This window comes from Pseudomonas sp. L13 (assembly GCF_009935965.1).
GTDB lineage: Bacteria > Pseudomonadota > Gammaproteobacteria > Pseudomonadales > Pseudomonadaceae > Aquipseudomonas > Aquipseudomonas lactis.
Genome location: NZ_QODJ01000001.1, coordinates 1 through 25,528, shown reverse-complemented (window position 1 = coordinate 25,528; position 25,528 = coordinate 1). Strand labels below are relative to the sequence as shown.

Here is a 25,528-nt window from a genome sequence, read left to right as displayed (position 1 = left end):
TTGCTCCCACATTGATATTGCGTAAGGCTCAAGTCACGGATGTGGGGCGGTACTGCAGGGCCTCCTTCAGATGGTCACGGGTGATGGCGTCCATCTGGTCCAGGTCCGCCAAGGTGCGCGCCACCTTCAGCAGCCGATGGGCCGCCCGCAGTGACAGTGTCAGTCGCTCGCAGGCGGTCTCCAGCCAACCCTCGTCGACCTTTGGCAGCTTGCAGTGCTGGCGCAGCCCCGGCAGGTCCAGAAAAGCATTGGCACACCCCTGGCGTTGCTGTTGACGCTCGCGTGCTTGCGCTACCCGCGCCGAGGCATCGGCCGTGGTATCGCCCGCCTGTTGTGTGGGGCTCAGGGCAGTGGCCTCCCGCGCGACGGTCAGGTGCAAATCAATCCGGTCCAGCAACGGCCCGGAGAGCTTGTTGCGATAGCGCTGGATCTGCTCCGGTGTACACCGGCAACGCCCGCTGGGCTCGCCCATGTAGCCGCAAGGGCAGGGGTTCATCGCCGCGACCAGTTGAAAGCGCGCCGGGAAGCTCACACGGTCACGGGCGCGGGAGATCACGATATGCCCCGACTCCAATGGCTCGCGCAGCACCTCCAGCACCTTGCGATCGAACTCTGGCAGCTCATCCAGGAACAGCACCCCGTGATGGGCCAGGGTGATTTCCCCCGGTTGTGGCTTTGAGCCGCCACCCACCAGCGCCGGCCCGGATGCCGAGTGGTGCGGCTGGCGAAACGGGCGGTTTGGCCAATGGCTCAGCGGTGCCAGGCTGACCACGGACTGGATCGCGGCCACTTCCAGCGCTTCCTGCTCGCTCAACGGCGGCAGCAAGCCCGGTAGCCGGCTGGCCAATAAAGTCTTGCCGGTGCCTGGTGGCCCGCTGAACAACAGGTTATGCGCGCCCGCCGCCGCGATCAGCAATGCGCGCTTGGCCGCGAGTTGGCCCTGTACTTCACTCAGGTCCGGGTAAGGCTTGTTCAAGTACAGCAAGCCGTCGGACCTGTAGGGCTCAATCGGCACGTGCCCATTCAAGTGCGCCACCACTTGCAGCAAGTGATCCACCGCAATCACCTTCAACCCCGACGCCAGGCACGCCTCCTCGGCATTGGCGCGCGGCACTATCACGGTGCGCCCGGCCTTGCGCGCTGCCAACGCTGCCGGCAATACCCCTTTCACCGCGCGCACCTCGCCGGACAACGCCAGTTCCCCAAGGCACTCCACGTCATCGAGCATCAAGGCCGGCACCTGCACACTGGCCGCCAGGATGCCCAGGGCAATCGCCAGATCAAAACGCCCGCCGTCCTTGGGCAGGTCGGCGGGCGCGAGATTGAGCGTGATGCGGCGGGCCGGATATTGCAGCGCCGAGTTGAGGATGGCACTGCGCACGCGGTCTTTGCTTTCCTTCACTGCGGTTTCGGGCAAACCCACCAAAGTGAGAGACGGCAGGCCATTGGCCATGTGCACCTCGACGGTGACGGCGGGGGCTTCTACACCGACCTGGGCGCGGCTGTGGACGATGGCGAGGGACATGCTCGTTCCTTGAATGGGAGGCCGCTTCCTGCGGTTTTTTCAAGGGTAGACGAGGTGGAATGGAGCGGGGCGGGGGAGGTTTTACAGAACGTATCCACTGTAGGAGCGAGCTTGCTCGCGAAAAGCGTCAACGATAACGCGTAAAGTCAGAATAAACGCGGTGCCCTTGAGTTCTTCGCGAGCAAGCTCGCTCCTACAGGTATGCCGGTTTATTCCTGATTTGGTGTCAGTCGCGCCTCCAGCTCTGCGACTTTGGCCTCCAGGCTCTCCAGCCGCGCACGTGTGCGGGCCAGCACCACCATCTGGCTGTCAAACTCTTCCCGGCTGACCAGGTCGAGCTTGCTGAAACCACTCTGTAGCAAAGCCTTGAACTGGCTTTCGATTTCATTGCGGGGCAGCGGGGTGTCGCCGCTGAACAGGCGAGAGGCGTGGCCGCTCAGGGCGTCGAGGAAGTCTTTGGGCGCGAGCATTGGACATATTCCGGAAAACAGTTGGCCGGCAGTGTATCACGCAGCGTCTATAGTCATTTTTACGCCCTGCTGCGCACGGTTTTCGCGCATTGGGGCGGGCGGCCTCGCACTGTTTTGATGCGCATTGCGGCCGCGCAGGCGCCCCGTAGGTGAGCACAGGCGGGCAAAGGATTGATTTCGGTGATTTTTACGGAGCTGGCAAGGTTTCTGCTTAGACGATCATGACCCATGCACTGATGCAGTCGCTGTGACGAATGCAGTGCGCCGACGGATCCGGGGTACAGGGCTCGTCACCAGTGGTTCGCTGGCGTCGCGACGGCAAATGCCGAGGCGACGATGCGTTACAAAGCCAGGCACTGCGCTTAGACTTGAGACGGGTTTGTTTTCCTGGGGCAAGTCCACCAAATTCGGGAGAGAGTTTTCATGAAGCTAGTCACTGCCATCATCAAGCCGTTCAAGTTGGACGATGTTCGCGAGTCACTGTCCGAGATCGGCGTGCAGGGCATTACCGTTACTGAGGTCAAGGGCTTCGGTCGGCAGAAGGGTCATACCGAGCTGTATCGCGGCGCGGAATACGTGGTCGATTTCCTGCCGAAGGTGAAGATCGATGTCGCCATTGACGACAAGGATCTTGACCGGGTTATCGAGGCGATAACCAAGGCGGCCAACACCGGCAAGATCGGTGACGGCAAGATCTTCGTGGTCAATCTGGAACAGGCTATTCGCATCCGTACCGGCGAAACCGATACCGACGCAATCTAAGCCGCCAAACCCCAACGCCCCAGGAGAAAACAATATGACTCTGCGTAAATTCGCAGGGCTCGGAGCCCTGCTGTCCATCGTAATGCCAAGCCTGGCCATGGCGGCAGATGAAGTGGCTGCTCCAGTCCTCAATTCCGGCGACACCGCCTGGATGCTCACTGCCACCGCGCTGGTGCTGTTCATGACCATTCCTGGCCTGGCGCTGTTCTACGGCGGCATGGTCCGCTCCAAGAACATTCTGTCGGTGATGATGCAGTGCTTTGCCATCACTGGCCTGATCAGCATCCTCTGGGTCATCTACGGCTACAGCATCGCGTTCGATACCACCGGTATGGAACAGGGCGTGGTCAATTTCAATTCCTTCTTCGGCGGCATGGGCAAGGCGTTCCTGGCGGGTGTCACCCCGGCCAGCATCACCGGGCCGGCGGCGCTGTTTCCGGAAGCCGTGTTCATCACCTTCCAGATGACCTTTGCCATCATCACCCCGGCGCTGATCGTCGGTGCTTTCGCTGAGCGTATGAAGTTCTCCGCGATGCTGATCTTCATGGCTATCTGGTTCACCCTGGTCTATGCACCAATTGCGCACATGGTCTGGAGCGGCAACGGCGGCCTGATGTGGGACTGGGGCGTGCTGGACTTCGCTGGCGGCACCGTGGTGCACATCAACGCGGGTGTGGCTGGCCTGGTGGCGTGCATCGTGCTCGGCAAGCGTAAAGGCTTCCCGACCACCCCGATGGCCCCGCATAACCTGGGCTATACCCTGGTGGGCGCGGCCATGCTGTGGATCGGCTGGTTCGGCTTCAACGCCGGTTCCGCCGCGGCGGCCAACGGCACCGCGGGCATGGCGATGCTGGTGACTCAGATCGCCACCGCCGCCGCGGCCCTGGGCTGGATGTTTGCCGAGTGGATCACCCACGGCAAGCCAAGCGCGTTGGGCATCGCCTCGGGCGTGGTTGCCGGCCTCGTCGCCGTGACGCCAGCGGCGGGCACCGTGGGCCCGATGGGCGCCCTGGTGATTGGCCTGGTCGCCGGTGTGGTGTGCTTCTTCTGCGCGACCAGCCTCAAGCGCAAGCTGGGTTATGACGACTCCCTGGACGCATTCGGCGTGCACGGTATCGGCGGTATCGTCGGTGCGATCCTCACCGGTGTATTCGCCGCCCCGGCACTGGGCGGCTTCGGCACCGTGACCGACATCGCGGCCCAGGTATGGATCCAGTGCAAAGGGGTGGGCTTCACCGTGATCTACACGGCGATCGTGACCTACGTCATCCTCAAGGTGCTCGACATGGTTATGGGCCTGCGTGTCACCGAAGAAGAAGAGGCGGTTGGCCTCGACCTGGCGCAACACAACGAGCGCGGCTACAACTTGTAACTACATGAAAAAAACATGCCCGGCTTGCCGGGCATTTTTTTGCCTGGCGTTTGTCTGTGGCTAAAGGTGCATGGGTTTTTTATCGACTTTGTGATGGGATCCACACAGCACTTCTAAGGGTGCAAATGTCTTACAGGCATGAAGGCGTATTCGGCCCTTTGTTTTTTCTCAGAGCGCGCTAGAATGCGCGCCGATGGGCGGAGAACTGTATGTGGCAACAGACCCTGATTACCCTGCGGGCCAAGCCCCGGGGCTTTCACCTGGTAACGGACGAGTTGCTTGCCGGCTTGCCTGAATTGAAGGCGTGCCGTGTGGGCCTGTTGCATCTGTGGCTGCAGCACACCTCGGCCTCGTTGACCATCAACGAGAATGCCGACCCGGCGGTTCGCCGTGACTTCGAACGGTTTTTCAACCTGCTGGTGCCTCAAGGCCGAACAGGGTTTGAACACAACGACGAAGGTCCGGATGACCTGCCGGCGCACTTCAAGGCCAGTCTGCTGGGCTGCCAGCTGAGTTTGCCGGTCAAGGCCGGCCGCTTGGCAATAGGGACCTGGCAAGGTGTTTATCTGGGCGAGCACCGTGATCATGGCGGTGCTCGTAAAGTCCTCGCCACCTTGCACGGTGAAGGGGCATAAGCCACTGGCTATTCAGTGGATGTTGATTTTTTTCCAGCGGCCTCGACAGAGGGTGAAGCTGGGCTATAACTAATCTGCTTTTCGCAAGTCATGAGGTAGAACATGAGCGACGATGATCTGGAAAACGACGACCTTGAAGTAGGTGATGACGACGACACCGAAGAAGGTCTTGAAGCAGTAGCGGCCGACGACGTTGTGGAAGATGCCGATGATGGTGTGGGCGATGACGCGGCTCCCAAAGCCAAAGGCAAAGCCAAGGCGGCTGTGTCGGTAGACGAGTTGCCGAGCGTTGAAGCCAAGAACAAAGAGCGCGATGCCCTGGCCCGTGCGATGGAAGAGTTCCTCGCTAAAGGCGGCAAAGTGCAGGAAGTCGAGGCCAACGTGGTGGCTGATCCACCGAAGAAGCCGGATAACAAGTACGGCAGCCGACCTATCTGAGGTCTGCCTCCTGCTTGTAAGAAAAAGCCCGCCGTCGCTGCGGGCTTTTTCATGCCTGGAGCAATTTACCCCGTTCGCTGCAATACCCTGTGGGAGCTGGCTTGCCTGCGATAGCGGTCCATCTGCGAGCCCTGTGTTGACTGATCCACCGCTATCGCAGCGATGCGGCGACCCGACAAGCCAGCTCCCACATTGGGGTCAGTGTTAGCTCCAGCGACTCAGCAACTCCGGCAACTCCGTCAGGCTGCGAATCTGCGCATCCGGGTGCTTGTCACCCTCCCAGGCCTTGCCCGTGGGGTTGAACCACACCGCCCGCAGCCCCGCCTGCTGCGCGCCGGCAATGTCATCCCCAGGATGATCGCCCACATGCACAGCCGCGCTGGCGTCCACACCGCCACGTTGCAGCGCCTCCTGAAACAGCCGTGCATCCGGCTTGGCGATGCCGATATCTTCAGCGCGCAGGGCAAAGTGAAAGTAGTCCGCCAAGCCCACGCGCTGCACATCGGCATTGCCATTGGTGATCACGCCGAGCAGGAAGTGCTGGCGCAGCGCCTTGAGCATCGGCTCGGCTTCCGGGAACACGGTGAGTTGGTGGCGTGCGTGAATGAACGCTTCGAAGCAGACATCCGCCATCTCTGTGGCCTCAGGCTGGGGATAACCGGCCTCCTCGAACGCATGCATTAGCACGCGATGGCGCAGCAGACTGATACGGTGCTTGAGTTCGGGATGACGCTGCAGCACCTGCTGGCGCAGGCTGGCAAAATGCTCGAGGGGCAGGTCGCCAACCTTGGATGCGTGAACTGCCAGCCATTCGCGCATCGACGCTTCGGCGCTGATGATGACGGGTACGTTGTCCCAGAGGGTGTCGTCCAGGTCGAAGGTGATCAGCTTGATACTCATGAGTCGCCGCCCTTGATGCGTTTGGCCCGTGGATGGGCACTGTCGTACACCGTTGCCAGGTGCTGGAAGTCGAGGTGAGTGTAGATTTGCGTGGTCTTGATATCCGAGTGCCCAAGCAGTTCCTGCACGGCGCGCAGGTCCTGGGAGGATTCGAGCAGATGGCTGGCAAAGGAGTGACGCAACATGTGCGGGTGCAGATTCTGCCCCAGCTCCCGCTCGCCAGCGGCCTTGACCCGCAGCTGAATCGCCCGTGGCCCCAGGCGCCGGCCTTGCTGGCTGACAAATACGGCATCGTCTGCCGGGTTGGTCAGCAAGCGTAGCGGCAGCCATAGCTGCAAGGCTTCGCGGGCTTTCCTGCCCACGGGCAGTACGCGGGTCTTGCTGCCTTTGCCGAGCACTTGCACCAGGCCATCGGCGAGGCCCAGTTGATCGAGGTTCAGGCCCGTCAGCTCCGACAGGCGCAGGCCCGAGGAATAGAACAGCTCAAGGATTGCCTGGTCGCGATGGGCCAGGAAATCATCCTCGACGGCACCGTCGAGCAGTTGCAGGGCGCGGTCGGTGTCCAGGGTCTTGGGCAGGCGCCGTTCGCCTTTGGGCGGCGACAGGCCATTGGCCGGGTCGTGGTCGCACAGGCCTTCGCGATTGAGGTAGTGATAGAGGCCGCGCACCGCCGACAGCAGGCGAGACAGGCTGCGGGAGGATTGGCCCTGCTGGTGCAACCGGGCGATCAGGCTGCGCAGGGCCTGGATATCCAGGGCTTTCCAACTGCTGACGTGCTGTTTTTCGCAATAGGCCAGGACCTTGTTCAAGTCCCGCCGATAAGCTTCCAGCGTGTGGGGCGACACCTGGCGCTCATTGCGCAGGTGAGCGCAGTAAGCATCCAGTTGCCGCTCCATGATCAGCGCACCGCGCGCAGGGTGGTAGTGTGGCGTGGCAGGACGCGGCCCAGCACTTCGGCGATATAGGTGAGGAACAACGTGCCCACCGAGCTTTTGTAGTGCGCCGGGTCGCGGCTGGCGATGGCCAGTACCCCGTGCAAGCCTTGATGGCTGAGGGCGATGACGGCCGTAGAGCCGATCTGCTTGCGCTGTTCGGCGCCAAACAGGAAGTCCAGCTCATGCTCGCGCAAGGTGCCGCTGACAGTCTTGCCTTCGGACAGCAGCCCGCCGATGGCCGTCTGCGCCTCGCCACCTGTGACCCAGCGACCCACCGGCATCGGGTTGTCGCTGAACAGAATCAGGCTGACGAAGGGCACCTGGAAATCTTCACGCAGGCTGTCTTCCACGGCGATCACCGTTTCTTCCAGGCTGGTGGCATCCATCAGGGTCAGAATCAGGCGGCGGGTCTTGTCGAACAAACGATCGTTGTCGCGGGCCACGTCCATCAGATGAGAGAGCCGGTGGCGCATTTCAATGTTGCGCTCGCGCAGGATCTTCATCTGCCGCTCCACCAGCGACACGGTATCGCCGCGCTGGTGTGGGATGCGCAGGGCTGGCAGCAGTTCTTCGTGCTCGACGAAGAAGTCCGGATTAGCCTCAAGGTACGCCGCGACAGCAGCGGCCTCCAGGCTTTCACTCGGGGTTGCGTGCGCGGGTACTTGAGGCTTATCGGTCATTAGCTTGGCTCACTCATAGACGGACCTGTCCTTCGTATACACGCGTGGCCGGCCCGGTCATCATCACCGGGTGGCCAGGGCCTGCCCATTCGATGGACAAACGTCCACCGGGCAGGTCGATCAACAGCGGCGAATCCATCCACCCCTGGCTGATCGCGGCCACGGCAGCGGCGCAAGCACCGGTGCCGCAAGCCTGGGTTTCGCCGACGCCGCGTTCCCATACGCGCAATTGCGCACGGTTACGGTCGATCACCTGCAAAAAGCCCACATTGGCCCGTGCCGGAAAGCGCGGGTGATGTTCGATCTTCGGCCCCAGTTCGTGCACGGGGGCGTTATTGATGTCGGTGACCCGCAGCACTGCATGGGGGTTGCCCATGGACACGGCGGCGATCTCCACGGTTTTGCCATCCACGTCCAACGAGTAACTGAGGGCCTGCTCGGTGGCCTGGAACGGAATATCCGCCGGCACCAGGCGCGGCGCGCCCATGTTGACGCTGATCTGGCCATCGTTGCGGATGTCCAGTTCGATCACGCCGCCTTTGGTTTCGACGCGAATCTGGCGTTTGGCAGTCAGGCGTTTGTCGAGCACAAAGCGCGCAAAGCAGCGCGCGCCGTTGCCGCACTGTTCCACTTCGGAACCGTCGGAGTTGAAGATCCGGTAACGGAAATCCACCTCCGGGTTGCTCGGCGCCTCGACCAGCAGCAACTGGTCGAAACCGATCCCGGTGTGGCGATCGCCCCACTGTTTGGCGTGCTTGGGCAGGATGTGCGCGTGCTGGCTGACCAGGTCGAGGACCATGAAGTCATTACCCAGCCCGTGCATCTTGGTAAAACGCAGCAGCATGGCTTACTCCGGCAGCAGGCTTTCGCCAGCATACAACTGGGCTACCGTCTCGCGGCGACGCACTTCAAATGCTTGATCACCGTCCACCAGCACCTCGGCGGTGCGCCCGCGGGTGTTGTAGTTGGAACTCATGACAAACCCGTAGGCTCCGGCCGAATGCACTGCCAGCAGATCACCTTCCTCAAGCGCCAACTCGCGATCCTTGGCCAGGAAGTCGCCGGTCTCGCAGATCGGCCCGACAATGTCATAGGCGCGGGCGTCGCTTGTGCGCGGCGTCACGGCGGTGACATCCATCCAGGCCTGGTACAGCGCCGGGCGGATCAGGTCGTTCATCGCCGCATCGACGATGGCGAAATCCTTGTGTTCGGTGTGCTTGAGGTACTCGACCTGGGTCAGCAGCACGCCAGCGTTGGCGACGATGTAGCGGCCTGGCTCGAACATCAGCGTCAGGTCGCGGCCTTCGATGCGCTCGCGCACGGCCTGGATATAGTCGGCAATCAGCGGCGGCTCTTCATCGCGATAACGCACACCCACGCCACCACCGAGGTCGATGTGGTGCAGGTAGATGCCGCACTCGCCCAGGCGGTCGATCAACGCCAGCAGGCGGTCGAGGGCATCCAGGAACGGTGGCAGGGTGGTCAGTTGCGAGCCGATATGGCAGTCGACACCCAGTACTTCCAGGTTCGGCAGTTGCGCGGCGCGGATGTACACGTCTTCGGCGTCGGCGATGGCAATGCCGAACTTGTTCTCTTTGAGACCGGTAGAGATGTACGGGTGGGTGCCGGCGTCAACGTCCGGGTTGACGCGCAGGGAGATCGGCGCACGCACACCCATCTCGGCGGCGACCACTTGCAGGCGCTCCAGCTCGTCGGTGGATTCGACGTTGAAGCAATGCACGCCGACTTCCAGGGCGCGGCGCATGTCTTCGCGGCTCTTGCCGACACCGGAGAAGACGATTTTTTCCGCCTGGCCGCCGGCGGCCAGTACGCGTTCCAGCTCGCCACGGGACACGATGTCAAAACCAGCGCCAAGACGCGCCAGGACATTGAGTACACCCAGGTTGGAGTTGGCCTTGACTGCGTAGCACACCAGGTGCGGCACGCCGTCGAGGGCGTCGGTGAACGAGCGGTATTGGGCTTCGATATGCGCACGCGAGTACACATAGGTCGGGGTGCCGAAGCGCTGGGCAATCGCGGACAAGGCCACGCCTTCCGCGAACAGCTCGCCGTCCCGGTAGTTAAAAGCGTCCATAAGTTTCCCTTGGCTTAGTAGGTGTCGTGCTTATGGGCTTTTGACGGCTTTTGCGACGATTGCGCCTGTTCGTTTGGATCTTTGCTGTCATCCGGCAGGTACAACGGGCCTTTCTGGCCACAGGCACTAACGAGGCAAGCGACCGCGACGAGCGCAGCAAGGGAAGAGATCAGGCGCTTCATGGCGAAATCCTTGAATATGCATTAATTGCGCCCGAGTATACCGACCACCCGCCAGCTTGCCTATGCGCCGCAACACCCGTCCGGCGGGGGTTTGCCGAGAGGGTAGGGAAGCAGGCTACGATGCCTGGGGATATTTCGTACCGTCATCCGTGATGAAATCAGTATCCTTTGCAATCGGCGAAGCTCGCCCGTATCGTGCGGCGCTTGAGCAAAACCAGACACTTTTGAGGTTGCCACAATGAGTTTGACCGAAGCCCGTTTTCACGACCTGGTGGATACCACCCAGCAGGGGCTGGAAGATATTTTCGACGACAGCGGCCTGGACGTGGATCTGGAAAACTCGGCCGGTGTGCTGACCGTCAAGTTCGAGAGTGGCCAGCAACTGATCTTCAGCCGCCAGGAGCCGCTGCGTCAGCTGTGGCTGGCGGCGCGCTCCGGTGGCGTTCACTTCGATTACGACGAAGAAAGCGGCAAATGGCAGTGCGACAAGAGTGAAGAGTTGCTGGGTGAGATGCTCGCCCGCCTGGTCCAGGAATATACCGGCACCGAACTGGATTTCGACGAGATCTGATGGTGAGTGAGCCCGTAGCCGTACGCCCGCCCAAGCCGCTGTTCAGCAATGTCAGCCCGGCGGTGCCGTCACCTTGTATCAGTTTGTGTCGCCTGGACGAGCAGAAAGTCTGCCTTGGCTGCTTCCGCCATGTGGAAGACATCCGGGAATGGCGCTCTGCCGACGATGCGCGGCGTCGGGTGATCTGCGCCGAGGCCGAGCAGCGCAGGGCGAGCACCTGACGGCGTCTTGTTTATTTGTGTCGCTGTGGTAGTGTCCGGATACACCTCCATTCATCGAGGTCCGTGAGAACCCCGCCTTTTCCTGGCGGGGTTTTGCTTTTTTGTGCAGAAAAAAGGAGTCTGCCTGAATCATGACCACCGCACCGTCCATCATTCTTACCCGTCTTGACGTGCAGCGTCTGGAGCAACTGATCGACCGCTTGGGCGACGACTCTCCCGGCGCCGAAGCATTGCAAGCCGAACTCGACCGCGCCGAAGACGTGGTTGGTCACGATGAGGTGCCTGCGGGTGTCGTGACCATGAACTCCAGCGTGCATTGCCGTGAGCAAAGCAGCGGCAAGGATTATCACCTGACGTTGGTCTACCCCAAGCACGCGAACGCCGACGAAGGCAAGATTTCGATCATGGCGCCGGTAGGCAGTGCATTGCTCGGCCTGCAAGTGGGCCAGCACATCGACTGGCCGGCGCCAGGCGGCAAGACCCTGAAGCTGGAATTGCTCAGCGTCGAAGGCCAGCCCAAAGATGGCGGCGCCTTCCCGCTCTAAACCTGATTCAAGGCCGCATTGAGTGACTGTTCCAGTTCGGCTTTGTAGCGCAGGTACAGATTGCTTGGGCTTTGCACATCACCGAGCAGCCCCGACAGATCCAGGTCAGTGATATAGCAGCGGTAACGCTCGGTTTCCCGACGTTGCCCGACGATCTCCCGGGCGACCACCGCAAACAGCTGGTCGCCAAATTCCAGTTCGCAAAACTCCCGCTGATTGCAGTACAGGGTGATCCCTACCTGGCCTGGCGCGCCTTTGCCGATAATCGCCTGCACGTCATAAAACGCTTTGTTGGCAGGGTCTTGCGGGGCAGGCCGTGGCTCCACGCCCCGCGCACGGCTGCTGCCCGATGGCAACAGTTGGTAGTACAGGATCTGTACCTCGCCCGCGGGTTGCTGGGTGTCCAGGGACGATAGCGCTTCGCGGCGGTACAGGATCGACTGCAAAAAGCGCTGCAGCGGCGCCAACAGGCTTTGCTCATCATGAAACGGCAAGCGCTGTTGCCAGAGCGCGTTGAATTCATCGAGCACGTACACGTCGGCGAAGCCTTCATTGACCCGGTAGAACACTTGCACGCACTCGGCCTGGCCCATGGGCAGCAGCAGCGCCAGGTCGTGGTCTTCCAAAGCCATGGCGTCCAGGTGCCACGGGCTGTAGCTGGCCAACTCCTCGCTGAGGTAGGCGATCAGCGCGTCCAGGGTCGGCAGTGACACATGGGTGGCTTGGCCCGGCACCAGTTCCATGACGTGATAATGCTGCTGCACCTGGAGCAGGTAGCGATGATTGCCCTGGCCGAGCAGCAGATGCTGCGCGGTGTCGAATACCTCTTCCACCCGCTGGGCAATGAACTGTGCCCGGTTGTGGCAAAAGCAACGCACTCGCAAGCGTGGCAGATGGTTCGATGGCAGTTGATTGAGGTAGTCGCGCAGGCAGTCGAGCAGGGCGTGGGGGCCGTCATAGCGGCTGACCATCACTTCGTTCCAGCTGTTGAGCGTGACCTGGTCCAGGGTCAGCACCAGGTTGTCGCGCACGCCGGCATAGCTCAGGGAGTCGGTGCGCTCCGTGGTCATCAGGATATTCAGGTCGCGATGATGCTTGAGCGGGTCAACCCCGACGTTGATCAGCAGCAGCACCTCTTCTGGCACTGCCGGGCGCAGCAAGCGGCTCTCATCGACACTGGCCAGGGGCAGGGTGATGGTCTGTTGCAGGCTGCCCAGCAGGTTGAACAGCTCGAACTCGGTCATGTCGCTGGCGCCGGGGTGCAGCGCCAGGCGGGTACTGCTGTCGATTACGCCGTTGCGATGGCACCAGGTGAGCATTTCCAGCAGGTCGCGGCTGCGCTTGATCGGCGCGAAGTGTTCCCATTCCAGGGCGGTAAGGTTGCCGTTATACAGGCCCCAATGGTGCTGGCCCGGCTCTTTGCGGTTGGGCGACTGCACCAGGGTCAAGGTGTCTTCGGCCAGGTCGGGGGCGATGCCGGGGTTGATGAACTCGACCTTGCCGGCCTTGCGCTCGAACGCCGCGTACAAGCGGCGGCCCAATACATTGAGGTCGCGTTTATTGACCGGGCTGGCGGACTGTTCGCTGCGGGTGAACTGGGTGAGGAAGCGGTAGCTGTAGTTCAACTCATTGACCAGGGCACGGCGCTCGGAGGCGACCTGGCGCACTTTCCATTGGCTGCGGCTGTCCAGCAGGGCCAGTTGGCGCGGGTCCCAACCCCATTCATGCGCCAGGCGTTCCAGCAACTGCCGTTGCCAACCGGCGGTGCGCTGGCCGGCGCTGAGCTTGCGGTTGACCTTCAGGTACAGGCTGCGGCGCACCAGTTCCAGGCGCTCCAGCTCGTTGCGGGCCTTGAGGTATTCCTCGATGCGGCGGTAGACCATGATGTACGGGTCCAGCTCATCCAGGTCTACCTGATGGCTGAACACCGCCTGTTTGAAGCGCAGGCTCAGGCACTGCACGCTCGGGTGTTCGCTGGCGTAGACCTCGGTCAGCAGCAGCTTGAGCACCGACTTGTAGGGCGACTCGATGCCCTTGAACAGTTGCCACAGCCCGGCACCAATAAATTCCCCCGGAGGAATATGAGCCAGGTGGCCGAGGTCGAGGGTTTCATCGGCGCGGATAAAGCGCTTGGAAATCAGGGCGTGAGTAAACTCGGCGTAACGGTTCTCTTCGTAGACCGGCACCAGCCACCAGATGGGCGTGCGTCCGGCCAGCCAGATCGCGGTGCGATAGAACTCATCCAACAGCAGGTAGTGCTGGGTGGTGCCGCAGTCATCGGAACTCAATTGCGTATCGCGATCACCCAACACAAAGCGCGTCGGGTCGATCAGGAAGAAATGCGCCTCGGCGCCCATGCCCGAGGCCCAGGTTTCCAGCAGTTGGCACTTTTTGCGCAGCTCGGCCAGCTCGGTCTCGCTCAGGTCGGGGGCGTGGCACACCCACACGTCCATATCGCTCTGATCGGCCTGGGCCAGCGTGCCAAGGCTGCCCATCAGAAACAAACCGTGGATCGGCGTAGGCGGGTTGCCGTGGCGCGGTTTATAGGAGAACGACCGGGTCAGGCGCTGGGCATCGGCCAGGGCCTGGGCGTCCGGTTCAAAATTCGACAACCCGGCCGGCGTGCTGCTGGAGACGTAGCCTGGCAGCAGCGGGTGATTGACGTGGAAAAACAGCGGCAACAAGGCCAGCACGCTTTGCTGGCGTGGCGTCAGCCCCTCGACGGCCCGGGCCATGCGGCCTTGATTAAGGGTCATGAAACGCGCGCGCAGTTGAGTCAGCACCTTGCGGTCGATGCCTTCGTCCAGATCGGGGCGGATTTCATGGGTGCGGGTCATGTCGAACTCGTTGGCTCGCAGGGCCCGACGCGGGCGGCCATGCAGGAGTTTACAGACAGTAGCGTAGGAGTTTTAGAGGGAAGTGGCTTTTTGGCGTCAGAATTCTGTATGCCGCGCAGCAACGCCCGCGGAATCCGCAGGCGGCGGACTCCATGGGCGGTATCAGGTATCAGGCGGCTTCTTTGGTATTGGCAGTGGTGAGGATGGTCAGCAGGGTTTGGGCTTGCTCGGCAGCGTCCCGGCCAAGGCTCGTCAGGTAGCCCCCGTCCGGTTGGTCGATCAGCCCTTTGGCATGGAGGCGCTTGGCAGCGGCGATGGCAGTAGGGGCGGCAGTCTGATGGACTTTCAAACCTTCCTTGGTGCTGTCCAAGGGGAAGAGTACAAGGATTTCCAGTTCGGCAACCAACTCAGGGGTATACGACATAAGGACTCCAGACTTTCTAAAATTTATTAGATGCTAGCAGGCCATAAGGTGAACGCACTTTGCCGAACTGTCCAGCGTGTTGCTGCGTGCCGGGGTTATTGCTTTTCCGGCGGCAGCTCGGGCAGTGCCCGCAGTGCCGTTTCATACCACTGGGTATTGAAGGCGCGGTCCTCGTCCAGCATGGCGTCGATCTCGAAGGCCAGCACGTGAGCCATCAGATTGAGGATATCGTCGCGCTCGTAACCCACCAGGGTCAGTTTATTGAACGTAGCCTTGGCCGCTGGCGGGTTATCGCTCTCGATCTGGTTCTCGATGGCTTCGATCAGCGTGGTTTCGGTGAATTCTTCTTCGTCGTTGTCGATATCGGTCGGCTCGCTCATGGCAGGCTCCTCAAGGAAAGGGCGTCAGTCTACCCCCATTCAGGTGGGTGATGCTGCTGGTCAGAGTGCCCTCGAGGATCTATAACTCTTGCAGCCAACCCCACACCCGGCCTGGAGGCTTTGCGATGCTCAAGCTTTACGGATTTTCGGTCAGCAACTACTACAACATGGTCAAGCTGGCGCTGTTGGAGAAAGGACTGCCCTTCGAAGAAGTGCCTTTTTACGCCGGGCAAACCCCCGAAGCCTTGGCGGTCAGCCCCCGCGGCAAAGTGCCGGTGCTGGGGGTGAAGCAAGGGTTCATCAACGAAACCAGCGTCATCCTCGAGTACATCGAACAGACCCAGGAAGGCCCGGCGCTACTGCCCGCCGACCCGTTTGCGCGGGCACAGGTGCTGGCGCTGTGCCGTGAGATCGAGCTGTACATCGAGCTGCCTGCGCGGGCGTGTTACGCCGAGGCTTTTTTCGGCATGACGGTGCCGGAGGCGATCAAGGAAAAGTCCAGGGCCGAGCTGCTGCTTGGGATCGGTACGTTAGGCCGGCACGGTAAGTTCGCGCCTTACGTGGCGGGGGAGAGCTTCACCCTCGCGGACCTGTATTTCATGTACAGCTTGAACCTGGCCTGCGGTGTGGGCGAGAAGCTGTTTGGGCTGGACCTGCTGGCGCAGTTGCCGAAGGCGAAGGCATTGCTGGCGCGCCTGAATGACATGCCCAATGCGCAGAAGGTAGAGGCGGACAGGCAGGCGGCGATGCCGGCGTTTATGGCGATGATTGCGGCCAAGAAATAAATCTTTGGCAGCTTTAAGGGCACCATCGCGGGCAAGCCCGCTCCCACATTTTGATGTGTGAACCCAATCAAGTGTGGGAGCTGGCTTGCCTGCGATGCTTTTAGCGGCTGGCGAGCAATGCCTGGCCGCGCACGACCGCTGCCTTGACCTGTGCCGGCGCAGTGCCGCCCACATGGTTACGGGCATTCACCGAGCCTTCCAGGGTCAGCACGGCAAACACATCCTGCTCGATCTGGTCGCTGAACTGGCGCAGTTCTTCCAGGCTCATTTCCGCCAGGTCCTTGCCGGTGTCCACACCGTACTTCACGGCGTGGCCAACGATTTCGTGGCAGTCACGGAACGGCAGGCCACGGCGCACCAGATAGTCCGCCAGGTCGGTCGCGGTGGAGAAACCACGCAGGGCCGCTTCACGCATGATCGCGTGCTTGGGCTTGATCGCCGGGATCATGTCGGCAAAGGCACGCAGCGAGTCGCGCAGGGTGTCGGCGGCGTCGAACAGCGGCTCCTTGTCTTCCTGGTTGTCCTTGTTGTAAGCCAGTGGCTGGCCTTTCATCAGGGTCAGCAGGCCCATCAGTGCGCCGAATACACGGCCGCTCTTGCCACGCACCAGCTCTGGCACGTCGGGGTTTTTCTTTTGCGGCATGATCGAGCTGCCGGTGCAGAAGCGGTCCGGCAGGTCGATGAACTGGAATTGCGCGCTGGTCCATAGCACCAGCTCTTCGGAGAAGCGCGACAGGTGCATCATCGCGATGCTGGCCGCGGCGCAGAATTCGATGGCGAAGTCCCGGTCCGACACGCCGTCCAGGGAGTTGCCGCCCACGGCGTCAAAGCCCAGCAGCTGTGCGGTGTACTCACGGTCAATCGGGTAGGTGGTGCCGGCCAGTGCAGCGCTGCCCAGCGGCATGCGGTTGGCACGCTTGCGGCAATCGACCAGGCGCTCGTAGTCGCGGCTGAGCATTTCGAACCAGGCCAGCAGGTGGTGGCCGAAGGTCACAGGCTGTGCGGTCTGCAGGTGAGTGAAGCCGGGCATGATGGTGTCCGATTCACGCTCGGCCTGCTCCAGCAAACCTTTTTGCAGGCGGGTGATTTCGCCCAGGATCAGGTCGATCTCATCGCGCAGCCACAGGCGGATATCGGTGGCGACCTGATCGTTACGGCTACGGCCAGTGTGCAATTTTTTGCCGGTCACGCCGATGCGATCGGTCAGGCGTGCCTCGATGTTCATGTGCACGTCTTCCAGGTCGACGCGCCAGTCGAACGTCCCTGCCTCGATCTCACCGCGGATGGTGGTCAGGCCGTCGATGATGCTGTCGCGCTCGGCGTCGGTCAGCACGCCGACCTTGGCCAGCATCGTGGCGTGGGCGATGGAGCCCATGATGTCGTGGCGGTACAGGCGTTGATCGAAGGTGACGGAGGCGGTGAAGCGCGCGACGAAGGCGTCGACGGGTTCACTGAAGCGGCCGCCCCAGGACTGGTTGGTCTTGTCGGTGCTCATGGATTCGCTCGTGATGTGCTTAAAAGAGGCATGAAGGTGTGCCGGCGATCATAACAGGGTTGCCCGTGGAGGCGGTGCTGCGGGTGGTCGGCAATTTTATTTGTGCAGGAGATGGCTAAGTGCCTTGCCGCCGACCGCATCCGGGACGAGACTGGAGGCAGGTACTTATTGAAACGATATTTGACGATTGAGCAATGTCGCCTCAGTGAGCGTCTACAGTTGGACTGATAGTGTGTGAATGCACCAAAGTCGGGTGATGCGGTCATAACCAGACTATCCATTAAACAGGGGGGTATTCGGATTGTTTATCAGTGAACCCTACGACGATGCCCGAAGGCAGCGGGTCTTGGGCGCTATTGAACAGGTCCGGGTAAATTTGGGTGCCACTCTCAGGGCACTTTTTGCCGCTCGCGCTAGTCTTAGCGTGGATCGCTGTGACGTCAGTCACCGCACCTGTCTACGCTATCCTTGTGCGAGACTCACGCAGGAATCCAGCGCAATATGAATGTCCTGATCGTTGATGACGAACCCCAAGCCCGCGAGCGACTGAGCCGTCTGGTCAGTGAACTCGAGGGTTATACAGTCCTTGAACCGAGTGCCACCAGCGGCGAAGAGGCGTTGACGCTGATCGACAGCCACAAGCCGGACGTCGTGCTGCTCGATATCCGCATGCCGGGCTTCGACGGCCTGCAAGTCGCCGCCCGCTTGAGCGAACGCGAATCGCCGCCCGCCGTGGTGTTGTGTGCGGCGCAGGATGAGTTTTCTGCACAGACGCTGGAAGACAGCGGTGTCAGTTTTCTCGTCAAGCCGGCCACTGCCGAAGCCTTGCTCAAGGCCCTGAAAAAAGCTGAGCGCCCCAGTCGCGCCCAACTGGCAGCCTTGACGCAACCGGCTGCGCAAAGTGGTAACGGGCCACGCAGCCATATCAGTGCGCGTACCCGCAAGGGCATCGAGCTGATCCCACTCGGCCAAGTGGTCTACTTTATTGCCGATCACAAATACGTGACCTTGCGCCACGAGACCGGTGAAGTGTTGCTCGACGAACCGCTCAAGGCCCTTGAAGACGAGTTTGGCGAGCGTTTCGTGCGCATTCATCGCAATGCGCTGGTCGCCCGTGAACGCATCGAGCGCCTGCAGCGCACGCCCCTGGGGCACTTTCAGCTATTCCTGAAGGGGCTCAATGGCGATGCCTTGATCGTCAGCCGACGCCATGTCGCCGGCGTGCGCAAGATGATGCAGCAGCTTTAGCCCAAGGGCTGCGGCGCGGTCTGCATTCCTAATCCCGGTGCGACGTGGCCAGGGAGGCCCCGCACTTGCTGATTCAAATCAAAGCGTATTTGCCTGAGCTGTTATTATCCGCCGTATCTATTCAGTACGGATTGATCCATGTCCTCTCGCGAAATCCGCATCGCCACCCGTAAAAGCGCCTTGGCCTTGTGGCAGGCCGAATATGTCAAAGCACGCCTTGAGCAGGCCCATCCCGGCCTCAAGGTATCCCTGGTGCCCATGGTCAGTCGCGGCGACAAGCTGCTGGACTCGCCACTGTCGAAAATCGGCGGCAAGGGCCTGTTCGTCAAGGAGCTGGAAACCGCGCTGCTGGACAACGAAGCCGATATCGCCGTGCATTCGATGAAAGATGTGCCCATGGACTTCCCTGAAGGCCTGGGCCTTTTTTGCATCTGCGAGCGCGAAGACCCGCGCGACGCCTTTGTTTCCAACACCTTCGCGTCCCTGGACGAATTGCCGCTGGGCAGTATCGTCGGCACCTCCAGCCTGCGTCGCCAGGCCCAGTTGCTGACGCGGCGTCCTGACCTGCAGATCCGCTTTTTGCGTGGCAACGTCAACACACGCCTGGCCAAGCTGGATGCCGGCGAATATGACGCGATCATCCTTGCCGCTGCCGGCCTGATCCGCCTGGGCTTTGAAGACCGCATCACCTCGGCTATCAGCGTCGAGGACAGCTTGCCCGCTGGCGGGCAAGGCGCAGTCGGCATCGAATGCCGCACCGCCGACAGCGAAATTCACGCACTGCTAAAACCTCTCGATCACGCAGACACCGAAGTGCGTGTCACCGCCGAGCGTGCCTTGAACAAACACCTCAACGGTGGCTGCCAAGTGCCCATCGCCTGCTATGCCGTACTCGACGGTGAGAACCTGTGGCTGCGTGGTTTGGTCGGTGATCCGGACGGCGGTAACCTGCTAACTGCCGAGGTGCGTGGGCCGCAACGTGATGCCACGGCCTTGGGGATTCAGGTCGCCGAGGAGCTGTTGGAAAAAGGCGCGGGTGCCATTTTGCAGAAAGTCTATGGCGAGGCCGGCCCGCAGTGACCGACTGGCGAGTGCTGCTGACGCGGCCTGCCGAGGAGTCGACGGCCCTGGCGGCAGTATTGGCCCAAAGCGGTATTTACAGCAGTTGCCTGCCTTTGCTGGAGACTGAAGCCTTGCCGGTGACCGCTGAGCAACACGCGGTGTTCGGCGCGCTGCCGCGCTATTGCGCTGTCATCGTGGTGAGCAAGCCGGCCGCGCGCCTGGCGTTGCAGCAGTTGGGGGGCAGTGTGCCGCCAATGCCCTGGTTCAGTGTCGGCGCGGCCACGGCCCGGATACTGGCCGATCATGGCCTCCAGGTTCACTATCCTGTCACGGGCGATGACAGCGAGGCCTTGCTTGAACTGCCTGCCTTGCGCGAGGCTATTGCACTGCCGGGCGCCCGGGTGTTGATCCTGCGTGGCGAGGGCGGGCGCGAGTTGCTGGCAGAGCGTTTACGCGAGCAAGGTGCTAGTGTCGACTACCTGGAATTGTATCGACGTTTTCTTCCGGTGTATGAGAAGGGCGCGCTGATGCAACGCATCCAGTTGGAACGCTTGAACGGCCTGGTGGTCAGCAGTGGGCAGGGTTTTTTACACTTGCACGCGTTGGCCGGCCCCGATTGGCCAGAGGTGGCACAACTGCCTTTGTTCGTGCCCAGCCCGCGTGTATATGAAATGGCGCGGGCCGCGGGTGCAGAAAAAGTTGTGGATTGTCGCGGCGCGAGTGCCGCGGCTTTGTTAGTGGCGTTAGGGAGCTATCCCGTTCCCACTCTCTGATACGCAAAGGACGGATACGTGAGCGAAACAGCCTTGCCTAAAGATGAAGCTCAGCCCGCGCTTGATGCGCCGGTCGAGACACCGGTCAGCGCGCCACGCCGTGGTAATGGCCTGGCCATCGTCGCCTTGTTGCTGGGCGCTGCGGGCGTAGCCGCCGGCGGTTGGGGGATCTGGCAGGTCCGTGCTCTGCAAGCCAGCAGCCAGCACCAACTGGGCCAAGTGCAGACCCTGGATGACCAGTCCCAGAGCCTCAAGCAAGGCCAGCAACAATTGGCCGCCCGCCTGGCGCAGTTGCCGGGTGCGGATGAGCTGGAAGAACGCCGCCGCCTGGTCACTCAGTTGCAGGGTGATCAGCAGCGCCTCAACCAGCGTCTGGAAACCGTGTTGGGTGCCAGCCGCAAGGATTGGCGCCTGGCCGAGGCCGAGCATCTGATCCGTCTGGCCAGCTTGCGTTTGTCCGCCTTGCAAGACATCAACAGCGCTCAGTCGCTGGTCCAGGGTGCCGACGAGATTCTTCGCGAGCAGAGCGACCCAGGGTCTTTCGCCGCACGCGAGCAACTGGCCAAGAGCCTGGCCGCGCTGCGCAGCACCGAGCAACCGGACCGTACCGGCCTGTACCTGCAACTGGCCGCCTTGCGTGACCAAGTGGTGCAACTGGCGGCGATTGCCCCGGAGTATCAGCTCACCGAGCCCGCTTCCCAGGGGCGTCCCACCAGCGATACGCAGAACCAGTTGAGCCAATGGTGGGAGCAGATTTCCCGTTACTTCCGCATCGACTTCAACCCGGATGACAACATCCGCCCATTGTTGGCAGGCCAAGGTCTGAACCAAGTGCGGCTGGCCTTGAGCCTGGCGCTGGAGCAAGCCCAGTGGGCTGCGCTTAACGGCGAGGCGGCGGTGTACAGCCGCTCGCTGGGAGAAGCGCGCAGCGTGTTGCAGGACAACTTCAACCAGGACAACCCGCAGAGCAAGGCGATGCTGGCGCGTATTGCCGAGCTCGAGCCCAAGGCCGTGTCGGTGGTCACGCCTGACCTGGCCGCGAGCCTGGCCGCTGTGCAGGCGTACCTCGAACGTCGTCATCAGTCTGCCGACGAAGCCAAGGCCTCGGCTGGCAAACCGGCGACCCAGGAGTAGAGCTGATGAAGCGTTTCTATGTGATCCTGGTGCTCGCGATTGCGGTCGCCCTGGCCCTGGGCGTGGGCATTTCCAAGCACACCGGCTACGTGTTGATTACCTATCCTCACCTGCTGCATTACGAATCAAGCCTGTGGGCGACATTGGTGGCGCTGTTCGCCATTGGCCTGGCGATTTACCTGGTCCGTGTGTTGTGGAGCCTGGTCACCACATCCGGTGGCGTGGTCAACCCTTGGTCACGACGCAACCGCAGCCGTCGTGTGCAGATTGCTATCGAGCAAGGCCAGATGGACCTCGCCGAGGGCCGCTGGGCCAGCGCCGAACGCCACCTGCACCGCGCCGCCGAAGCAGAGCGTCAACCCCTGCTGTATTACATCGGTGCCGCCCGTGCGGCCAATGAACAGGGGCGTTATGAGGAATCCGACGGCTTGCTGGAGCGCGCGCTGGAACGCCAGCCCCAGGCCGAACTGGCCATAGCACTGAGCCATGCGCAATTGCAGATGGATCGTGGCGATACTGAAGGCGCCCTGGTCACTCTTCAGGCGATGCATGAGCGTCACCCGCATAACGCGCAAGTGCTGCGACAGTTGCAACGCCTGCATCAGCAGCGTGGCGATTGGTCGTCGGTGATTCGCCTGCTGCCGGAACTGCGCAAGGACAAAGTCTTGCCCGCCAATGAGCTGGCCGAGCTGGAACGCCGCGCCTGGGGCGAGAACCTGAGCCTGGCGGCTCAGCGTGAAGAGCAAGGCGAGGCGGGGTTGCAGTCCTTGGAGCGCGCATGGGAGCAACTGACCGCTGCCCAGCGCCAACAGCCCCAACTGGTATTGGCGTATGCCGACCAACTGCGTCGATTGGGCGCGGATGCCAAGGCCGAAGAAGTGCTGCGTGGTGCCCTTAAACGCGGTTATGACAGTCACCTGATTCGGTTGTATGGCCTGCTGCGCGGCAGTGATCCTGCGCGCCAATTGAAGTTTGCCGAAGGCTGGCTCAAGGACCATCCAGGGGATGCCAGTCTGCTGCTGACGTTGGGCCGTCTGTGCCTGCAAAACAGTCTGTGGGGCAAGGCGCGCGATTATCTGGAAAGCAGCCTGCAAGTACAGCGCAATCCCGAAGCCTGCGCCGAGTTGGCTCGCCTGCTGGCCCAATTGGGCGACACCGAACGCAGCAACCAGTTGTTTCAGGAAGGCTTGGGGTTGCTCGACAATCGCCTGCTGTCCTCGCCGCTACCAGTGCCTGCGCGAGTTTGAAGTAGGAAAGGGCGAGTGGATTGGCTCGGACCGATCCGCCCCCCGATCCTTCAAACCCTGCAAACACTCGGTTTAACTGGCCTTGTTGCTAACTCCTACTTGTTGTAACTGAATTTCCTCGGGCTCGTGGCGGGATGTCCTTATGTTTTCGAGGAAATGTCTGCTCTAGGGCGTATTGAAAGGGGTCGGGCCTTTCCTCTACCGTAGCGACCTATCTCTTGCAGTGCGGATAAACAATGTCTTTGGCCCCTTTACGCTCTTTGTTTTTCCTGGCGTTCATGGCGGGTGCGCTGACGTTGGGCGCGTCTTTCTACCTTCAATACGGCGCGCTGCTACGACCGTGTTTTCTATGCCAGGTACAGCGCCTGTTCCTCGCGTCTTTTGCATTGATCAACCTGATTGCCGTGCTCCACAAGCCTGGGCGTTCCGGCCTTTGCCTTTACGGGCTGGCGAGCATGGGCTGTGCCTTGCTGGGCGCCATCACCGCAGGCCGGCAAGTGCTGTTGCAGAACAGGCCGACAAGTCAGGTGGGGGATTGCTGGCCCAGTCTGCAGCACATGCTTGAAAACCTGTCTGTGTGGCAGGCAATGCGCTCGGTGTTCAATGGCACGGTCGATTGTGTCGAAATCAACTGGACGCTGTTTGACCTGAGCCTGCCTGAGTGGAGTCTGTTGTTCTTCGTGGCGATGCTGATCCTGGGGCTCATGCAGGTGTCACGGTTGTTGTTCGGCAGGCATTTGCGCCTCGCAGTGCCTTGAAAACGAGACTCAGGTTGTAGGAGCGGATTAAACGCTTGTATGAACATTCTCTCCTGCGTACCTTGAAGCCATAGTCATGCGGGCATAATCTGGCCCGCACGCGTTATCCAAACCGCTTGTCAGACGCGGCCTTGTCCGTCTGCTGCTTCATCCTTGAAGTGTTGCGCAGGTACAGAGCTGCGGCGCCCCAATAGGGAAGAGAGATCATCATGTTGGAAAGTTGTCAGAATGCTCAGGAACGCTGGGGTGGGGTGCACAAGCTGATCGACAGCTGGTTGAAGGCACGTCACGAACTGGTTCGGGCCTTTGATGCTCTCGGCGCCAAGCCCGAAGCGTTGGGTGAGAATCGCAAGCCGTTGCAGGAGTTCTGTGAGGTGTTGGTGGACTACGTGTCTGCCGGCCATTTCGGCGTCTACGAGCAACTGACCAAGGAGGCCGAAGCCTTCGATGATCAGCGTGGCCTGGAGTTGGCCGAGACGATTTATCCGCGCATCGATGTGATTACTGAAAAGCTGCTGGCGTTCACCGACCTGTGTGATGCCGGGAAATGTGTTGCGGAAAAATTCAAAGAATTGGGCGCGCTGTTGCATGAGCGTTTCGAGCTGGAAGATTGCTTGATCGAAGTGCTGCACAACGCTCATAAAGAAGAACCTGCCACCCAGGCTTGAACCTGATGGCGAGATAAAAAACGGTGCGCATGTCGCACCGTTTTTTTATGGGTCAGTGGCGAGTGTCGAGCAGTTCGATCTCGAATACCAGCGGCGTATAGGGTGGGATCAACTCACCTGCGCCGTCTGCGCCATAGGCCTGGGCCGAAGGAATCACCAGGCGCCATTTCGCACCCACCGGCATCTGTTGCAATGCACTGCTCCAACCGCTGATCACGCTGTTCAGGCGAAACCATTGCGGTTGCGTACTTTTGTCGAAGACAGTTCCGTCAGGCAGTCGGCCCACGTATTTCACCCGCACTTCATCGCTGGCCAACGGCTTGTTGCCAGTGCCCGGAGCCAGTTCGGTGAGCAGGATGCCGTCGGCTAACTGCCGAACGCCGGCGGCGGCTTTTTCCCGAGAGAGAAATTGCTGTTCGGCGGCCAGTGCTTTTTCGCTTTGCGGCAGCTGGGCGTCGGCGGCGTTCTGCGCTTCGTGCTGCGCGAGGATCTGTTCGATGCGCGCGTTATCCAGCGCCAGTGGCTTGCCTTGGTAGGCTTGTTTGAGCCCGTCGAGCAGGGCCTGTATCTGCAGGTCGGGGACTTCCTGGCGCAACCGTTCGCCAAGGCTTGCGCCCAGGCTATAGGCAAGGTCGTGCGGGGCTATGGCGGTGGTGTTTGACGAGGGCTGCTCGCTGGCATCGGCCACGCAGATCGCCAAGCCGAACACTAGAAAAAGGTAACGCGACATGGGCATTCTCCCGGCGAAAGTGCGACGGATTATGCCAGTGCGAGTGCGTAAAAAGTGGCGCGGTTTTCCGTTATATCGATAAGAATTTTCGCACGTTGCAACGCAACGCAAAGGATACTGTCAACATGCCCTAGCGGCGGTAAGAGCAGAGGGCTAGTATGAGCCGCACCCACGTCAGCCAGGAGGTAAACCATGTCGGCCAAACAGAAGCCTGTAAATACCCCGTTGCACTTGCTCCAACAACTTTCGGGCAGCCTGCTCGAACATCTGGAAAGCGCGTGCTCCCAAGCCTTGGCTGATGCAGAAAAACTGCTCGCCAAACTGGAAAAGCAACGCGGTAAAGCGCAAGAAAAACTGCACAAGTCCCGTACCAAACTGCAAGACGCCGCCACTGCCGGCAAGTCCAAGGCACAAGCCAAAGCCAAAGGCGCGGTCAAAGAACTTGAAGAGCTGCTGGATGCTCTCAAGGATCGCCAAGCTGAAACCCGCAGCTACATTTCCCAACTCAAAAAAGACGCTCAAGAAAGCCTGAAACTGGCCCAGGGCGTTGGCCGTGTGAAGGAAGCCGTAGCTAAAGCACTGGGTGCTCGTACGCCTGCAAAAGTAGCCGCCAAGCCAACTGCTAAAACTGCTGCTGCCAAACCAGCCGCGAAGCC

29 protein-coding genes are annotated in these 25,528 nt (G+C 61.1%); 16 read left to right on the top strand and 13 right to left on the bottom strand.

Going from position 1 to position 25,528, the window contains the following annotated elements:
• Positions 1-28 precede the first annotated feature (28 nt).
• Together DK871_RS00140 and DK871_RS00135 are read right to left on the bottom strand one after the other, a co-directional pair.
• A complete protein-coding gene (locus DK871_RS00140) occupies positions 29-1,525 on the bottom strand; it encodes a YifB family Mg chelatase-like AAA ATPase (protein ID WP_161903601.1) in 1,497 nt (498 codons plus the stop codon).
• A gap of 209 nt (positions 1,526-1,734) precedes the next feature.
• Positions 1,735-1,995, bottom strand: a complete 261-nt coding sequence (locus DK871_RS00135; RefSeq protein ID WP_161903600.1) for an accessory factor UbiK family protein — start codon at positions 1,993-1,995, stop codon at positions 1,735-1,737.
• Between the two features lie 423 nt (positions 1,996-2,418).
• On the opposite strand from DK871_RS00135, the gene glnK reads away from it, so the two are divergent.
• The 4 genes from glnK (at position 2,419) to sutA (ending at position 5,202) form a co-directional block, all read left to right on the top strand.
• Positions 2,419-2,757 (top strand): P-II family nitrogen regulator, encoded by a 339-nt coding sequence (gene glnK, locus DK871_RS00130; protein WP_002555808.1) that lies wholly within the window; start codon positions 2,419-2,421, stop codon positions 2,755-2,757.
• A 34-nt stretch (positions 2,758-2,791) separates the two neighbouring features.
• Entirely contained in the window at positions 2,792-4,129 is a 1,338-nt protein-coding gene (locus DK871_RS00125) for an ammonium transporter (protein ID WP_161903599.1), read from the top strand.
• Positions 4,130-4,338: 209 nt separating this feature from the next.
• Positions 4,339-4,764 carry a secondary thiamine-phosphate synthase enzyme YjbQ gene (locus DK871_RS00120; RefSeq protein ID WP_161903598.1) on the top strand — a complete coding sequence of 142 codons (426 nt, stop codon included), beginning with the start codon at positions 4,339-4,341 and terminating at the stop codon, positions 4,762-4,764.
• Between the two features lie 102 nt (positions 4,765-4,866).
• A complete protein-coding gene (sutA, locus tag DK871_RS00115; protein WP_161903597.1) occupies positions 4,867-5,202 on the top strand; it encodes a transcriptional regulator SutA in 336 nt (111 codons plus the stop codon).
• 204 nt (positions 5,203-5,406) lie between these two features.
• On the opposite strand, the gene DK871_RS00110 is transcribed toward sutA, so the two are convergent.
• The 6 genes from DK871_RS00110 to DK871_RS00085 are packed head-to-tail and all read right to left on the bottom strand — an operon-like array spanning position 5,407 to position 9,994.
• Positions 5,407-6,102 carry an HAD family hydrolase gene (locus tag DK871_RS00110; protein WP_161903596.1) on the bottom strand — a complete coding sequence of 232 codons (696 nt, stop codon included), beginning with the start codon at positions 6,100-6,102 and terminating at the stop codon, positions 5,407-5,409.
• On the bottom strand, positions 6,099-6,998 hold the full coding sequence (xerC, locus tag DK871_RS00105) for a tyrosine recombinase XerC (RefSeq protein ID WP_161903595.1): 900 nt from the start codon (positions 6,996-6,998) through the stop codon (positions 6,099-6,101). Before xerC ends, DK871_RS00110 begins: the two co-directional genes overlap by 4 nt.
• Before the next feature lie 2 nt (positions 6,999-7,000).
• Positions 7,001-7,717: a DUF484 family protein gene (locus tag DK871_RS00100; protein ID WP_014720458.1), complete on the bottom strand. Its 717-nt coding sequence runs from the start codon at positions 7,715-7,717 to the stop codon at positions 7,001-7,003.
• A 13-nt stretch (positions 7,718-7,730) separates the two neighbouring features.
• Positions 7,731-8,561 carry a diaminopimelate epimerase gene (gene dapF, locus DK871_RS00095; RefSeq protein WP_056790985.1) on the bottom strand — a complete coding sequence of 277 codons (831 nt, stop codon included), beginning with the start codon at positions 8,559-8,561 and terminating at the stop codon, positions 7,731-7,733.
• 3 nt (positions 8,562-8,564) lie between these two features.
• Complete coding sequence (gene lysA / locus DK871_RS00090; RefSeq protein ID WP_161903594.1) at positions 8,565-9,812, bottom strand: diaminopimelate decarboxylase; 1,248 nt, start codon at positions 9,810-9,812, stop codon at positions 8,565-8,567.
• Positions 9,813-9,826: 14 nt separating this feature from the next.
• A complete protein-coding gene (locus DK871_RS00085; protein ID WP_003195417.1) occupies positions 9,827-9,994 on the bottom strand; it encodes a lipoprotein in 168 nt (55 codons plus the stop codon).
• A gap of 238 nt (positions 9,995-10,232) precedes the next feature.
• Between DK871_RS00085 and cyaY the strand changes: the two genes are divergently transcribed.
• From cyaY to rnk, 3 genes are all read left to right on the top strand, one after another.
• A complete protein-coding gene (gene cyaY / locus DK871_RS00080) occupies positions 10,233-10,565 on the top strand; it encodes an iron donor protein CyaY (protein WP_161903593.1) in 333 nt (110 codons plus the stop codon).
• Entirely contained in the window at positions 10,565-10,786 is a 222-nt protein-coding gene (locus tag DK871_RS00075; RefSeq protein WP_218581265.1) for a DUF1289 domain-containing protein, read from the top strand. Before cyaY ends, DK871_RS00075 begins: the two co-directional genes overlap by 1 nt.
• 131 nt (positions 10,787-10,917) lie before the next feature.
• Positions 10,918-11,331 carry a nucleoside diphosphate kinase regulator gene (gene rnk / locus DK871_RS00070; RefSeq protein ID WP_056790992.1) on the top strand — a complete coding sequence of 138 codons (414 nt, stop codon included), beginning with the start codon at positions 10,918-10,920 and terminating at the stop codon, positions 11,329-11,331.
• On the opposite strand, the gene DK871_RS00065 is transcribed toward rnk, so the two are convergent.
• The 3 genes from DK871_RS00065 to DK871_RS00055 form a co-directional block, all read right to left on the bottom strand.
• The gene (locus DK871_RS00065) at positions 11,328-14,168 is read right to left on the bottom strand and encodes a class I adenylate cyclase (RefSeq protein WP_161903591.1); all 2,841 of its coding nucleotides are present in this window, start codon (positions 14,166-14,168) and stop codon (positions 11,328-11,330) included. The two genes, rnk and DK871_RS00065, sit on opposite strands and share 4 nt — an antisense overlap.
• Positions 14,169-14,337: 169 nt before the next feature.
• Positions 14,338-14,592 carry a TIGR02647 family protein gene (locus tag DK871_RS00060; protein ID WP_014720451.1) on the bottom strand — a complete coding sequence of 85 codons (255 nt, stop codon included), beginning with the start codon at positions 14,590-14,592 and terminating at the stop codon, positions 14,338-14,340.
• A 95-nt stretch (positions 14,593-14,687) separates the two neighbouring features.
• Positions 14,688-14,972 (bottom strand): hypothetical protein, encoded by a 285-nt coding sequence (locus DK871_RS00055; protein WP_161903590.1) that lies wholly within the window; start codon positions 14,970-14,972, stop codon positions 14,688-14,690.
• A gap of 125 nt (positions 14,973-15,097) precedes the next feature.
• Here DK871_RS00055 and DK871_RS00050 point away from each other — a divergent pair, with 125 nt between their 5' ends.
• Positions 15,098-15,757, top strand: a complete 660-nt coding sequence (locus tag DK871_RS00050; protein ID WP_161903589.1) for a glutathione S-transferase family protein — start codon at positions 15,098-15,100, stop codon at positions 15,755-15,757.
• Positions 15,758-15,857: 100 nt separating this feature from the next.
• On the opposite strand, the gene argH is transcribed toward DK871_RS00050, so the two are convergent.
• Complete coding sequence (gene argH, locus DK871_RS00045) at positions 15,858-17,252, bottom strand: argininosuccinate lyase (RefSeq protein WP_101273551.1); 1,395 nt, start codon at positions 17,250-17,252, stop codon at positions 15,858-15,860.
• Positions 17,253-17,753: 501 nt separating this feature from the next.
• On the opposite strand from argH, the gene DK871_RS00040 reads away from it, so the two are divergent.
• The 7 genes from DK871_RS00040 (at position 17,754) to rsd (ending at position 24,142) form a co-directional block, all read left to right on the top strand.
• The gene (locus tag DK871_RS00040; protein WP_034134045.1) at positions 17,754-18,500 is read left to right on the top strand and encodes a LytTR family DNA-binding domain-containing protein; all 747 of its coding nucleotides are present in this window, start codon (positions 17,754-17,756) and stop codon (positions 18,498-18,500) included.
• A gap of 138 nt (positions 18,501-18,638) precedes the next feature.
• Positions 18,639-19,580, top strand: a complete 942-nt coding sequence (hemC, locus tag DK871_RS00035) for a hydroxymethylbilane synthase (RefSeq protein ID WP_161903588.1) — start codon at positions 18,639-18,641, stop codon at positions 19,578-19,580.
• Positions 19,577-20,335 carry a uroporphyrinogen-III synthase gene (locus tag DK871_RS28850; RefSeq protein ID WP_309137679.1) on the top strand — a complete coding sequence of 253 codons (759 nt, stop codon included), beginning with the start codon at positions 19,577-19,579 and terminating at the stop codon, positions 20,333-20,335. The genes hemC and DK871_RS28850 overlap by 4 nt, the downstream gene beginning before the upstream one ends.
• Positions 20,336-20,353: 18 nt before the next feature.
• On the top strand, positions 20,354-21,469 hold the full coding sequence (locus DK871_RS28845) for a uroporphyrinogen-III C-methyltransferase (protein ID WP_032894572.1): 1,116 nt from the start codon (positions 20,354-20,356) through the stop codon (positions 21,467-21,469).
• A 5-nt stretch (positions 21,470-21,474) separates the two neighbouring features.
• The gene (locus DK871_RS00025) at positions 21,475-22,716 is read left to right on the top strand and encodes a heme biosynthesis protein HemY (protein WP_161903587.1); all 1,242 of its coding nucleotides are present in this window, start codon (positions 21,475-21,477) and stop codon (positions 22,714-22,716) included.
• A gap of 236 nt (positions 22,717-22,952) precedes the next feature.
• Entirely contained in the window at positions 22,953-23,474 is a 522-nt protein-coding gene (locus DK871_RS00020) for a disulfide bond formation protein B (RefSeq protein WP_161903586.1), read from the top strand.
• 209 nt (positions 23,475-23,683) lie between these two features.
• Positions 23,684-24,142 carry a sigma D regulator gene (gene rsd / locus DK871_RS00015; RefSeq protein ID WP_161903585.1) on the top strand — a complete coding sequence of 153 codons (459 nt, stop codon included), beginning with the start codon at positions 23,684-23,686 and terminating at the stop codon, positions 24,140-24,142.
• Between the two features lie 52 nt (positions 24,143-24,194).
• On the opposite strand, the gene DK871_RS00010 is transcribed toward rsd, so the two are convergent.
• Positions 24,195-24,872, bottom strand: coding sequence for an FKBP-type peptidyl-prolyl cis-trans isomerase (locus DK871_RS00010; RefSeq protein ID WP_161903584.1), 678 nt, complete (start codon positions 24,870-24,872; stop codon positions 24,195-24,197).
• Positions 24,873-25,064: 192 nt separating this feature from the next.
• Here DK871_RS00010 and DK871_RS00005 point away from each other — a divergent pair.
• Positions 25,065-25,528 (top strand): AlgP family protein (locus DK871_RS00005; RefSeq protein WP_218581264.1); only part of this gene is annotated, 464 nt, incomplete at its 3' end.